At 57.9% G+C, this 13,042-nt stretch carries 9 protein-coding genes, 2 tRNA genes and 3 rRNA genes; 7 read left to right on the plus strand and 7 right to left on the minus strand.

Annotated features, from left to right (window positions below; all coding sequences use genetic code 11):
* Positions 1–53: 53 nt before the first annotated feature.
* Positions 54–1,517: a DegQ family serine endoprotease gene (locus tag K6G35_RS19095; protein ID WP_286880693.1), complete on the minus strand. Its 1,464-nt coding sequence runs from the start codon at positions 1,515–1,517 to the stop codon at positions 54–56.
* Positions 1,518–1,762: 245 nt separating this feature from the next.
* Here K6G35_RS19095 and K6G35_RS19100 point away from each other — a divergent pair, with 245 nt between their 5' ends.
* Both K6G35_RS19100 and K6G35_RS19105 read left to right on the plus strand, forming a co-directional pair.
* Positions 1,763–2,251 carry a MarR family winged helix-turn-helix transcriptional regulator gene (locus tag K6G35_RS19100; protein WP_286880691.1) on the plus strand — a complete coding sequence of 163 codons (489 nt, stop codon included), beginning with the start codon at positions 1,763–1,765 and terminating at the stop codon, positions 2,249–2,251.
* A gap of 61 nt (positions 2,252–2,312) precedes the next feature.
* Positions 2,313–2,735: an organic hydroperoxide resistance protein gene (locus K6G35_RS19105; RefSeq protein ID WP_286880690.1), complete on the plus strand. Its 423-nt coding sequence runs from the start codon at positions 2,313–2,315 to the stop codon at positions 2,733–2,735.
* Between the two features lie 52 nt (positions 2,736–2,787).
* Here K6G35_RS19105 and K6G35_RS19110 read toward each other — a convergent pair whose 3' ends face one another.
* From K6G35_RS19110 to K6G35_RS19135, 6 genes are all read right to left on the minus strand, one after another.
* Positions 2,788–3,084: a GIY-YIG nuclease family protein gene (locus K6G35_RS19110; protein WP_008646923.1), complete on the minus strand. Its 297-nt coding sequence runs from the start codon at positions 3,082–3,084 to the stop codon at positions 2,788–2,790.
* 140 nt (positions 3,085–3,224) lie between these two features.
* Positions 3,225–3,338: ribosomal RNA gene (gene rrf / locus K6G35_RS19115) — 5S ribosomal RNA — on the minus strand.
* A gap of 118 nt (positions 3,339–3,456) precedes the next feature.
* Positions 3,457–6,335 (minus strand): 23S ribosomal RNA (locus tag K6G35_RS19120).
* Positions 6,336–6,616: 281 nt separating this feature from the next.
* Positions 6,617–6,692 (minus strand) — tRNA-Ala (locus K6G35_RS19125).
* An 11-nt stretch (positions 6,693–6,703) separates the two neighbouring features.
* Positions 6,704–6,780: transfer RNA gene (locus K6G35_RS19130), tRNA-Ile, on the minus strand.
* A 63-nt stretch (positions 6,781–6,843) separates the two neighbouring features.
* Positions 6,844–8,375, minus strand: a 16S ribosomal RNA gene (locus K6G35_RS19135).
* The 16S, 23S and 5S rRNA genes sit together here with 2 tRNA genes alongside, the layout of an rRNA operon.
* 587 nt (positions 8,376–8,962) lie before the next feature.
* On the opposite strand from K6G35_RS19135, the gene K6G35_RS19140 reads away from it, so the two are divergent.
* The 5 genes from K6G35_RS19140 to K6G35_RS19160 all read left to right on the plus strand — a co-directional run bounded on the left by K6G35_RS19140 (position 8,963) and on the right by K6G35_RS19160 (position 13,026).
* Positions 8,963–9,352, plus strand: coding sequence for an OsmC family protein (locus K6G35_RS19140; protein WP_008645498.1), 390 nt, complete (start codon positions 8,963–8,965; stop codon positions 9,350–9,352).
* A gap of 386 nt (positions 9,353–9,738) precedes the next feature.
* On the plus strand, positions 9,739–10,563 hold the full coding sequence (locus K6G35_RS19145) for a hypothetical protein (RefSeq protein ID WP_186425838.1): 825 nt from the start codon (positions 9,739–9,741) through the stop codon (positions 10,561–10,563).
* 315 nt (positions 10,564–10,878) lie between these two features.
* Positions 10,879–11,511 carry a response regulator transcription factor gene (locus K6G35_RS19150; protein ID WP_008645493.1) on the plus strand — a complete coding sequence of 211 codons (633 nt, stop codon included), beginning with the start codon at positions 10,879–10,881 and terminating at the stop codon, positions 11,509–11,511.
* A 20-nt stretch (positions 11,512–11,531) separates the two neighbouring features.
* Positions 11,532–11,924, plus strand: a complete 393-nt coding sequence (locus tag K6G35_RS19155) for an Hpt domain-containing protein (RefSeq protein ID WP_234707015.1) — start codon at positions 11,532–11,534, stop codon at positions 11,922–11,924.
* Positions 11,925–12,051: 127 nt separating this feature from the next.
* Positions 12,052–13,026: a DedA family protein/thiosulfate sulfurtransferase GlpE gene (locus K6G35_RS19160; protein WP_008645491.1), complete on the plus strand. Its 975-nt coding sequence runs from the start codon at positions 12,052–12,054 to the stop codon at positions 13,024–13,026.
* Positions 13,027–13,042: the final 16 nt, after the last annotated feature.

The following is a 13,042-nucleotide window of genomic DNA, read 5'->3' on the forward strand; positions in this document are numbered from 1 at the left end:
TATACGTCCCGTATACGTCTTGCGAGGACCGTAAACCACTTCCTCGCACTCGCTCAGCCGAGGTCGAGCGGGATGAAAATCCGCGCATCGTCACGCTGTACCAGCAGTGCCACCTGCTTGCCAGACTTGGACACCAGCGCCCGCAATTGCTCGGCGGAAGAGATCGGCGTGCCGTTCAGCGAGAGGATGACATCGCCCGGCTGGATACCCACTCGCGCAGCGGGTCCCGTCACGTCTTCGACCACGAGGCCGCCGTCTATGCCGCTGTCGCGCTTCTCCGCGGGCGTCAGCTGACGAACCGCAAGACCCAGGCGCCCGCCGTCCTGACCACCGCTACCCTTCTGAGCCAGGGCGTCTTCCTTCACCGCCCCTACCTGGACCGTCAGCATCAGCGGTTGCCCCTTGCGGATGACCTTGAGCTTCGTCTCGGTGCCCGGCTTGAGGTCGGCCACATGCTCGGGCAGATCACCGGAATGGTCGATGACGTCATCGCCGAGCTGCACGATCACGTCGCCAGCCTTCACACCACCCTTCGCCGCAGGGCTGTCCGGCTCCACCGAATTGACCAGCGCACCCGCAGGCTTCGGCAAGTTGAACGACTGCGCGAGGGCCTGGTTCACTTCCTGGACCGAGATACCGAGACGGCCGCGCGTGACCTTGCCATGGGCTACGAGTTGCTCCTCGACCTTGGTCGCTACGTTGATCGGGATGGCAAACGAGAGGCCCTGATAGCCACCAGTCTGGCTGTAGATCTGCGAGTTGATGCCAATCACTTCGCCGCGCTGGTTAAACAGCGGACCGCCGGAATTGCCGGGGTTCACCGCAACGTCGGTCTGGATGAACGGCACATAGGTGTCATCGGGCAGCGAGCGCGATTTGGCACTGACGATACCGGCAGTGACCGTGTTCTCGAAGCCGTACGGGGACCCAATGGCAAGCACCGGCTCACCGACGCGGGTCTTCGACGGGTCGCCCAGCCGGACCGTGGGGAGGTTCTTTGCATCGATGCGAATCACCGCGATGTCAGTCTGCGGATCGCTGCCTAACACCTTGGCCTTGAATTCGCGCCGGTCCGTGAGCTTCACCGTGACTTCGGTAGCGTTGTCGACCACGTGCGCATTCGTCAGGATCAGACCGTCCTGGCTAACGATGAATCCCGAGCCTAGTCCACGCACCAGTTGCGGCTGCGCATTCTGCGGCCCCTGGAACTGCGGGCCGAATCGCTTGAAGAACTGGAACAGCGGGTCATCCGGATCGACGCCCTGTGGCACTTGTGCCGAAGTACGCTGCGCGCGCGCGGTCACGCTGATGTTCACGACCGCTGGGCCATACTGATCCACGATGCTCGAGAAATCCGTTGGCGTGGCGACTGCAATCGGTCCTGCGCTTGCGGTGACCGGGGTCTGTGCGGCGTATCCCGGGGTGATCGCATCCTTCTGCAGATACGCGTAGCCGCCGGCAAGGGCAGCCAAGGCAGCGACACCGACAGCAGAGCGGGCGAGAGTCTGACGAATCATGGTGCTTTCCTTTCTCGATGGTCCATGGCGCCGACGATTTTCTTGGCGCGACGGAATCATGGTAAGCAGCCACACTTAAGCCAGACTTAAAGAACACGGTCAGTTCACGGCCAGGTTAGCTTCAGGCCGCGAGTGCATTTTTGATTACTTTTTCTCGTTAGCTCTTGTGCGCGCACGGCGCGCAGCTAATCTCTATAGGTTCGATGCAAAGTTTATATTGCACACAATTTAATTGTGTATAAGATATGTTCATGCGCGATACGACAACTCCCTCCCGAACTGAAGCATCAAGCAACGACTGGCTCTTGCTGGACCAACAGTTGTGCTTTGCCCTGTATTCAACTTCGTTGGCGATGACCAAGATCTACAAGCCAATTTTAAGTGAGCTTGGACTTACATACCCACAGTACTTGGTCATGCTTGTGCTCTGGGAAAGCAACACGCTAACGGTCTCGGAGCTGGGCACACGGCTGACACTCGATTCAGGCACCTTGACTCCACTGCTCAAGCGGCTCGAGTCAGCAGGATTGGTAGCACGCGAACGAGACGCCAAGGATGAGCGTCGTGTCCTTGTGAACCTGACGGATGCAGGCCGGAGGCTTCGCGCCTCGGCGGTAGGCATTCCGGAGAAATTGCTGTGCGCGACGCAATGCTCGGTCTCCGAGATTCAGTCGTTGACGTCGCGTCTTCATGCACTGCGGTCCACGCTGGAAGGCGCACGGACTGATGATTGACCGGCAAAAGCCGGGACCTTTGACTAGCCCGCCCCCGCTGGGCAAAACCTGGAGTATTCAAATGAAACTCGAAAAAGTCCTCTACACCGCTCACGCATCCGCAACCGGTGGCCGCGATGGCCGAGCCGAAAGCTCGGATGGCCAGTTGAACGTCAAGCTGGCAGTGCCAAAGGAAATGGGTGGTAGTGGCAACGGCATGAATCCGGAGCAACTGTTCGCGGCTGGATACTCGGCCTGTTTCCTGGGTGCAATCCGCTTTGTGGCAGGGCAACAGAAAATTGCAATCTCGCCTGACGCGAAGATCGATGGCGCGGTCGGCATTGGCCAGATTCCCCAGGGGTTCGGCATTCAGGCCGAACTGAAGATCTCTCTGCCGGGCTTGGATAAGGAAGCCGCGCAGAAGCTGGTGGAAGCGGCTCACCAAGTGTGCCCGTACTCGAATGCCACCCGTGGCAACATCGACGTGACGCTGATCGTGGTTTGACGCTCGATCGCACGTGAAGAAAGAAAAAGCCGGCATATTGCCGGCTTTTTTTCTATGGATACGTTGTTCGGAGTTGGCTGCAGAAGTCTCGTTTCTGCGCCGCACTCATGCGTTTTGTTCGGATCTCGGCCTTTAGGGCCTCCGATTTCGTCGAAAACTCAAGCCATCCAAGCAGCCTCAGCGGCCGGCGAGAACGCGTGTACTTCGCGCCGATTCCAGCAAGATGCTGAGCATATCGACGCTGAACGTCGGTGGTAATACCTGTATAGATGGATTCGCCTTCGCACTCGAGCAAATAGAGAAACCAGGTTGGTTCTTCGACAGGTGCGGGCTCAATCTCGGAAGTCATGGCGGCAAATCATACGTATGGGTGCCTGCCGTGGCAACGGTCTGGAGAGTTGCGGAGGGGGCTTTTACGGCCTGCGTTCAAATCGCGCGGCATAAAAGCAAAACCCCCAGCTTATAGGGCTGGGGGTTTTGGGTATAAGAGCCTGGCGATGACCTACTTTCACACGGGTAGTCCGCACTATCATCGGCGCGAAGTCGTTTCACGGTCCTGTTCGGGATGGGAAGGAGTGGTTCCAACTTGCTATGGTCACCAGGCATGAGGGGTTGCCGGGCTGACCCGAGGTCAGCGCGGCGAATCTGGGTGTAGTAAAGATTGGGTTGTGTTGCACACCTGGGCACAAGGCGCACTCACCAGGTAAAACACACTGGTTATAGGATCAAGCCTTACGGGCAATTAGTACTGGTTAGCTTAACGCATTACTGCGCTTCCACACCCAGCCTATCAACGTCCTGGTCTCGAACGACCCTTCAAGGAGGTCAAGCCTCCAGGGAATCCTCATCTTCAGGCGAGTTTCCCGCTTAGATGCTTTCAGCGGTTATCTCTTCCGTACATAGCTACCCTGCGATGCCTCTGGCGAGACAACAGGTACACCAGCGGTACGTCCACTCCGGTCCTCTCGTACTAGGAGCAGCCCCCGTCAAGATTCCAACGCCCACGGCAGATAGGGACCAAACTGTCTCACGACGTTTTAAACCCAGCTCACGTACCTCTTTAAATGGCGAACAGCCATACCCTTGGGACCGGCTACAGCCCCAGGATGAGATGAGCCGACATCGAGGTGCCAAACACCGCCGTCGATATGAACTCTTGGGCGGTATCAGCCTGTTATCCCCAGAGTACCTTTTATCCGTTGAGCGATGGCCCTTCCATTCAGAACCACCGGATCACTATGTCCTGCTTTCGCACCTGCTCGACTTGTCAGTCTCGCAGTTAAGCACGCTTTTGCCATTGCACTTTAGGTACGATGTCCGACCGTACCAAGCGTACCTTCGAACTCCTCCGTTACACTTTGGGAGGAGACCGCCCCAGTCAAACTGCCTACCATGCACTGTCCCCGACCCGGATTCACGGGCCAAGGTTAGAACCTCAAACAAACCAGGGTGGTATTTCAAGGACGGCTCCACGTGAACTAGCGTCCACGCTTCAAAGCCTCCCACCTATCCTACACAGATCGGTTCAAAGTCCAATGCAAAGCTACAGTAAAGGTTCATGGGGTCTTTCCGTCTAGCCGCGGGGAGATTGCATCATCACAAACACTTCAACTTCGCTGAGTCTCGGGAGGAGACAGTGTGGCCATCGTTACGCCATTCGTGCAGGTCGGAACTTACCCGACAAGGAATTTCGCTACCTTAGGACCGTTATAGTTACGGCCGCCGTTTACCGGGACTTCAATCAAGAGCTTGCACCCCATCATTTAATCTTCCGGCACCGGGCAGGCGTCACACCCTATACGTCCACTTTCGTGTTTGCAGAGTGCTGTGTTTTTATTAAACAGTCGCAGCCACCATTTTATTGCAACCCCTTCACCCTCCTGGCGCAGGCCAGTCAAGCTACAAGGGCGTACCTTATCCCGAAGTTACGGTACCAATTTGCCGAGTTCCTTCTCCCGAGTTCTCTCAAGCGCCTTAGAATACTCATCTCGCCCACCTGTGTCGGTTTGCGGTACGGTCTCGTATGACTGAAGCTTAGAGGCTTTTCTTGGAACCACTTCCAATTGCTTCGCAGCACTAGGCCGCTCGCCCCACATCCTTGAATTCCGCGCCCGGATTTGCCTAAGCGCCTTCTCCAATGCAGGGACCGGGACTTCCAACACCCGGACAACCTTCCGCGATCCGTCCCCCCATCGCATCATACGACGGTGCAGGAATATTAACCTGCTTCCCATCAGCTACGCATCTCTGCCTCGCCTTAGGGGCCGACTCACCCTACGCCGATGAACGTTGCGTAGGAAACCTTGGGCTTACGGCGAGGGGGCCTTTCACCCCCTTTATCGCTACTCATGTCAGCATTCGCACTTCTGATACCTCCAGCATCCTTTACAAGACACCTTCACAGGCTTACAGAACGCTCTCCTACCACGCACTTGCGTGCGTCCGCAGCTTCGGTGACTGGCTTAGCCCCGTTACATCTTCCGCGCAGGACGACTCGATCAGTGAGCTATTACGCTTTCTTTAAAGGGTGGCTGCTTCTAAGCCAACCTCCTGACTGTTTTAGCCTTCCCACTTCGTTTCCCACTTAGCCAATCTTTGGGACCTTAGCTGGCGGTCTGGGTTGTTTCCCTCTTGACACCGGACGTTAGCACCCGATGTCTGTCTCCCGTGATTGCACTCTTCGGTATTCGGAGTTTGCTATGGCGGGGTAATCAGCAATAGACCCCCCAACCATGACAGTGCTCTACCCCCGAAGGTGAGACACGAGGCACTACCTAAATAGTTTTCGGAGAGAACCAGCTATTTCCAGATTTGTTTAGCCTTTCACCCCTATCCACAGCTCATCCCCTAACTTTTCAACGTTAGTGGGTTCGGTCCTCCAGTACGTGTTACCGCACCTTCAACCTGGCCATGGATAGATCATCTGGTTTCGGGTCTACACCCAGCGACTCAACGCCCTATTCGGACTCGCTTTCGCTACGCCTTCCCTAATCGGTTAAGCTTGCCACTGAATGTAAGTCGCTGACCCATTATACAAAAGGTACGCCGTCACCCGTTTCCAGGCTCCGACTGTTTGTATGCATGCGGTTTCAGGATCTATTTCACTCCCCTCCCGGGGTTCTTTTCGCCTTTCCCTCACGGTACTGGTTCACTATCGGTCGATTACGAGTATTTAGCCTTGGAGGATGGTCCCCCCATCTTCAGACAGGATTTCACGTGTCCCGCCCTACTTGTCGTACACCTAGTTCCACAACGCTGTTTTCGCATACAGGGCTATCACCTGCTATGGCCGGGCTTTCCATCCCGTTCTGCTAACAATGCTGCTAAAGAGTACAAGGCTCTTCCCATTTCGTTCGCCACTACTTTGGGAATCTCGGTTGATTTCTGTTCCTGCAGCTACTTAGATGTTTCAGTTCGCCGCGTTCGCTTCCCTGACCTATGTATTCAGTCAGGGATGACCCATTCGGGCCGGGTTTCCCCATTCGGACATCTCCGGATCAAAGCTCGTTTGCCAGCTCCCCGAAGCTTTTCGCAGGCTACCGCGTCCTTCATCGCCTGTAATCGCCAAGGCATCCACCACATGCACTTGTTCGCTTGACCCTATAACGAGTGTGTCTCTAGGACACGACCGTCATAGGTCTGAGTTCTCGCGTTTGTGCCGTATTCCAAGTCATCTTTCGATCACTTTAAATACATTTTGGTTGATACAATCACAACCCGGTATCGCGTTTGTACTACAGCGTCTCATCAACGCTCGCGACACCTTTACTACATCCCATATTGTTAAAGAACAGCCAGGCTTGACGCCTGTTGGCAACAGCCAAAGACAAACACTCAGGCACCCGCCTGAATTCTTGTCTTTGACTACAACCCCAAGGTACTGGTGGAGGATGACGGGATCGAACCGACGACCCCCTGCTTGCAAAGCAGGTGCTCTCCCAGCTGAGCTAATCCCCCGCGCGATAACTTGGTGGGTCTGGTAGGACTTGAACCTACGACCCCCGCCTTATCAAGACGGTGCTCTAACCACCTGAGCTACAGACCCTTGGCTGTAACAGCAAACAAACCGATAAGTGTGAACGCTTGACTTGTGAACACAAGCCTCTAGAAAGGAGGTGATCCAGCCGCACCTTCCGATACGGCTACCTTGTTACGACTTCACCCCAGTCATGAACCCTGCCGTGGTAATCGCCCTCCTTGCGGTTAGGCTAACTACTTCTGGCAAAACCCACTCCCATGGTGTGACGGGCGGTGTGTACAAGACCCGGGAACGTATTCACCGCGGCATGCTGATCCGCGATTACTAGCGATTCCAGCTTCACGTAGTCGAGTTGCAGACTACGATCCGGACTACGATGCGTTTTCTGGGATTAGCTCCCCCTCGCGGGTTGGCAACCCTCTGTACGCACCATTGTATGACGTGTGAAGCCCTACCCATAAGGGCCATGAGGACTTGACGTCATCCCCACCTTCCTCCGGTTTGTCACCGGCAGTCTCTCTAGAGTGCTCTTGCGTAGCAACTAGAGACAAGGGTTGCGCTCGTTGCGGGACTTAACCCAACATCTCACGACACGAGCTGACGACAGCCATGCAGCACCTGTGTCCACTTTCCCTTTCGGGCACCTAATGCATCTCTGCTTCGTTAGTGGCATGTCAAGGGTAGGTAAGGTTTTTCGCGTTGCATCGAATTAATCCACATCATCCACCGCTTGTGCGGGTCCCCGTCAATTCCTTTGAGTTTTAATCTTGCGACCGTACTCCCCAGGCGGTCAACTTCACGCGTTAGCTACGTTACTGAGAAAATGAATCCCCAACAACTAGTTGACATCGTTTAGGGCGTGGACTACCAGGGTATCTAATCCTGTTTGCTCCCCACGCTTTCGTGCATGAGCGTCAGTCACGTCCCAGGGGGCTGCCTTCGCCATCGGTATTCCTCCACATCTCTACGCATTTCACTGCTACACGTGGAATTCTACCCCCCTCTGACGCACTCTAGCCTTGCAGTCACAAGCGCAATTCCCAGGTTAAGCCCGGGGATTTCACGCCTGTCTTACAAAACCGCCTGCGCACGCTTTACGCCCAGTAATTCCGATTAACGCTCGCACCCTACGTATTACCGCGGCTGCTGGCACGTAGTTAGCCGGTGCTTATTCTTCCGGTACCGTCATCCACGCCAGGTATTAACCAGCGCGATTTCTTTCCGGACAAAAGTGCTTTACAACCCGAAGGCCTTCTTCACACACGCGGCATTGCTGGATCAGGGTTGCCCCCATTGTCCAAAATTCCCCACTGCTGCCTCCCGTAGGAGTCTGGGCCGTGTCTCAGTCCCAGTGTGGCTGATCGTCCTCTCAGACCAGCTACTGATCGTCGCCTTGGTGGGCCTTTACCCCACCAACTAGCTAATCAGACATCGGCCGCTCCTGCTGCGTGAGGCCTTGCGGTCCCCCACTTTCACCCTCAGGTCGTATGCGGTATTAGCTAATCTTTCGACTAGTTATCCCCCACAACAGGGTACGTTCCGATGTATTACTCACCCGTTCGCCACTCGCCGCCAGACCGAAGTCCGCGCTGCCGTTCGACTTGCATGTGTAAGGCATGCCGCCAGCGTTCAATCTGAGCCAGGATCAAACTCTTCAGTTCAATCTCTGTGTGGTGCCGAAGCACCTCGCTCTTTCGAGCGGTCGCTCACTCTCAGAAAACTGACTGGCCAGGCTCCGAAGAACCCAACCAACATGTTTTACTGTGCGAGCACTGATAACTTTTGAAGCATCACAGCGACCGAAGTCACCGTGGCGTTCGCCATCAAGCGCCCACACTTATCGGTTGTTTGATTGTTAAAGAACCTCAGCGCCCGGCTTTGCCGGTTCGCTGTCGCTGCCTCGCTGACGTTGCCGTCATTTCGTTGCAGCGGAGAAACGAGATTATGCAGAGCATTCAGCGTTTCGTCAACAGTTTTTGCAGAACTTTTTTCTGCCGGTCAGCGCTGCATCCCTTCGCAACTCCAACCCACTGCCGCCCCGCAACCCTTGTCGCTGCTGCGTTTGCAGTGCGTTTCGTGTTGCGAGGGGGCGAATAGTACGGGACACCCACAGGGTTGGCAAGCACTTTGTCATAAAAGTTTTATGCAACGATGAAAGGGCTTCTTTCATCACATCAAGGGGCGCGATCAACCCTGTATAGAATCTGTGCATCGGCCTCCCCGGGCCCTCTTTCAAAAGGAAGCATCCATGACTATTGAAGCGACGTGGTTGGCAGACTCCGGTTCGAGCGTGTGTGACCTGAGCAATGGCACGGCCCATTGGAAGGCAGATCTCGACGCACCGGCTGGCGATGCGGCCCTTCCCAATCCTCATGACCTATTGGATTCCGCCCTGGCTGCCTGCACGACCCTCACCCTGCAGATCTACGCAAAACGGAGGAACTACGACCTGCAGGAAGTTCGCGTAACGGTTTCGCATGAAGAGGCGCCCGGCACCTACAAACTGGTGAGACGCCTTGAACTCCTGGGCAATCTCGATGAGAAGGCTCGGGAGGATCTGCTGCGCGTCGCCAACAAGTGTCCGGTTCACAAGGTGCTCGCCTCCCAGATCTCGATCGACACCACGCTCGCAGGCTGACGCATCTCCGACGTCTTGATTTAATGAATGATAATCGTTATCATTCATCTCCTCGGGTTCAGACACACCCGAGTCAGCAAATGGGTTCCCGGACACTTCCCGTGTCCGGCCTTTTTCGCTATCCAGCCATTCTTCCCCTCCGTCATCACCCTGCCCTACTAGATCCGCAACGTTGCCTGGCAGCGCGACACGCACTTGTCGTCCACTGACCTTGCACCGTCGTTGGGCGCATTCGCTCGCTTTGTGCGCTGCCCCACGCAGCCAGTGTTGCTACAGGTCGTAGGCGCCACCCCACCGCTTTGTCGGCCCGGGGCATCGGCTTACCATGAAGCCAAAAAAGAACATTGGCAGTGCGAAGCAAGGAATGCATCAGGAGCGGGGACACCTTGGCGAATTACATTGAAGAGTATTGCGCGCGCATCCGGCGGGGCGGCGCGCGAGGTCTTGCGGAGAAACCCGTCGTCATCGGCCAGGACAACATCTACGCGATGCAGTACGTGCCGTACGAGCACTGGAACAACAGTGCGCGGCTCGTAATCGTCAGTACCACGCCCGGGCATACGCATGTCCGGCTTGCGGCAACCGTCACAGAGGAACTGCTGCAAACCCAAGCACCAGGACCACGGATCCAGCGCGAGAACAAGCGCCGCGTGGAACTGGGCGGGCGGATGGTGCGCCCTAACCTCATACGAATGCTCGACCACTTTCGCGTGCCGGCACTGATCAGCCAGCCAGATGCCACGTCCCTGTGGGACGAGGAGGGCTTCGATTCGATACAGCCGCTGGCGTTGCTGCCCCACGCCACGACGCGCCGCGGGCTGACTTTCGACGGTCCGCTGGATGAACTGCTCGACACACCGATGCTGCGTGACGTCTTCCAGCGGGAGTTTCTGGACCGGCTCCCGCAATACCCCCGGGACGCCCTCTACATCGGACTCGGTCGCACGGCATGGTCCGGGCTCGAACACGCCGTCCGAGCGGGGCTGCTCTGCCAGCAACAGCTGCTGGGCATGATGCCCGTCCCCACGCGGGCCGGTAGCATGGTGCGCTACTTCCTGCGCGAGGTCGGGGAAGCCGATCTTTCCCCCAACGATCCGGTCCGGCATCGCATCGCCTGGCTCGATGCCGCCCATCGGGAAATGGAAGCTGGCGTGGAACGGCTGCGTGCCGAATCGATATCTTCAGCACAGCCTCGCCGGCTCACCGCCTGACCCTGCAGCCAAAGTGACCCAGACCCCACGTCGGTAGGGATCAACCCACGCGTCCCACGCCGATATTCCCTCTTGAGGAATCTGACCTCCTCGCATTCCCGATTGGCGGCCCCCGTTTGAGTGCGGAGGGCCGCAATTTTTTTGTGCCGCCGGACTGCCCGCATCGGCCAGTCGCAAATCCGACACCTTCCATGGAAAATTCCTACACGAACTGCGGAATCGTCGCATTACCGGAGCACTAACGCCTCCCTATACTGCCCCGTCATGTAGTGACCGCCCCACTGAATGGTCGGGCTACCACCAAGGCAGCAAGGCATGGCAAGCATTCTTATCGTCGACGACCACCCCGCGCTACGGCTGGCGCTGCGTACCCAGCTTTCACAGCTTCTGGGCGTGACAACCCTTCTGGAGGCCGATAACGGGCAAGGCGCGCTCAACCTGGTCCGGCAGCACAGGCCAGACCTTGTCCTGCTGGATCTCGACATTCCCCGCATGAGCGGCCTGGATGCCGTGCCACGCATACGTGCCCTCCACCCCGCCGTCCGCATTCTGGTTCTTTCCGCCCAGGATCCCATCCCGTTCGCAGCACGCGCCTATCACGCCGGCGCACAAGGCTTTGTGAGCAAGACGCAAAACATGGACGCCATCCTCCGATGCGTCGAGAGCGTGCTTGGGGGCTTCACCGTATTCCCCAACAACAACCCTCGCGACAACCCGCGGGAAAGCCGCGTCGTCGGCGACAGCGAAGGACTGAGCAAGCTGACGGACAAGGAAGTGGAAATCCTGCGGATGCTGACCCGTGGCATGAGCAACAAGGCCATCGGCAAGGCGCTGTTCATCAGCAACAAGACGGTAAGCAGCTACAAGACCCGCGTGATGAAGAAGCTGGCCGCGGATTCACTGGTGGACCTGATCGACTTTGCCCGACGCTGCCGGCTGATTCCATGACGTCCTCCGGCACCCCCTCCGTGCTGACCACCGAGGAATGCCAGGCGTTCGGCCCGGCGCTGGCAAGCGCCGCGCGCGAAGACCCCACCGTGTACCACCTGCTACTGACCCGCCTGATCGACGCCAACCACGGCGATCTCACCGATCTGCGTCGAGCCGCCAAGCTGCGTGACTGGGCTGGCGTGCATCGGAGCATTCATCGCCTCAAGGGCAGTGCGGCGCTGGCCCGATGTCCGACGCTGGTCGCGGCCGGCAAGTCCATCGAGTCGGCGGCGAAGTATCGCAAGGCCGCCGTCGTAAACGCGCTGCTGCCACGCTATGTCGCCATCGTCACCGAATTCAACGACCGATTGCGCGATCTGCGCAGTAACAGGCGCTCCGCGCCGGGCGGCGACAACGTTCAAGGAATTTGATCAAGCCGTCCATCAGACACGCGTGCAAGCGTCCCGGTCCGCTGGCAAACTGTGAGCCTGCTCCGGCCGCGCCCCCAAGTCATGTCTGCCGCCGGGAGCTTCAATAGTTCAGGCGGGAGACCTTGTCGTGGGTGATTTACAGAGCTTGCTCGATGGTCACGGGCTGATGCTCGTGTTTCTCAATGTGCTGGCCGAACAGGCCGGGCTGCCGATTCCTGCCTACCCCATGCTGTTCGTGGCGGGTGCGTTGTCGATGCAACCGAACGGCCCCTCGATCGGTACGGTACTGTTCGCCGTGATTGCCGCCTGTCTGATCGCCGACACCGCCTGGTACTTCGCCGGAAAGCGGCTGGGCCAGCCAATGCTGCGCACGATCTGCCGCGTCTCGATCTCACCGGATACCTGCATCCGGCAAACCCAGTCGCTATACCTGCGCGTGGGCCCCCGTTCGCTGATCTTCGCCAAACTGCTGCCTGGCGCCGGCGCGCTCTCCACGTCGATGGCCGGCATGACCGCCACGCCGTTCCTGACCTTCATCTTCTATGACGCGCTCGGCGCGCTGGTATGGGCCGGCGCCGCGCTGGTCGCCGGCATGGTCTTCAGCGATTTCGTCGATACGATCCTGGCCGCCTTCAGCGCCTTCGGCCACATCGCTCTCATGGTGGTGCTCGGCGCCTTCGCGCTGTTCATCGCCTGGCGATTCTGGATGCGCTGGCGCCTGCTGCGCCGGTCCGGCCTGATTCCGCGCATGACGGTCATGGAATTCGAGCAGCGCCGGGCGGCAGGAGACAAGCCAGTCGTCGTCATCGATGTGCGCGCCCATGGCGTCGCCCCCATCGAGCGCATTCCCGGCTCGATCGTGATGGAAATCAAGGGCCCCTTCGACACGTTGTCCGGCCATGACGCCAGTTCCGACTTCGTGGTCTATTGCGCATGTCCACACGAGATGTCGGCGGCCGTCCTGGCCGAACGCCTGCGCACGGCCGGGTATCCGAACACCTGGGCGCTAGCGGGTGGATTCGACGAATGGAAGCGGCTGCAAGGCACTTCGGGCCTGCCAACCGCCACGCCAGACGCGCCGCAGCAGATCATCGCGCACTAGAACCAGCGCCGGAGGC

This window comes from Cupriavidus sp. HY129, from assembly GCF_059492215.1.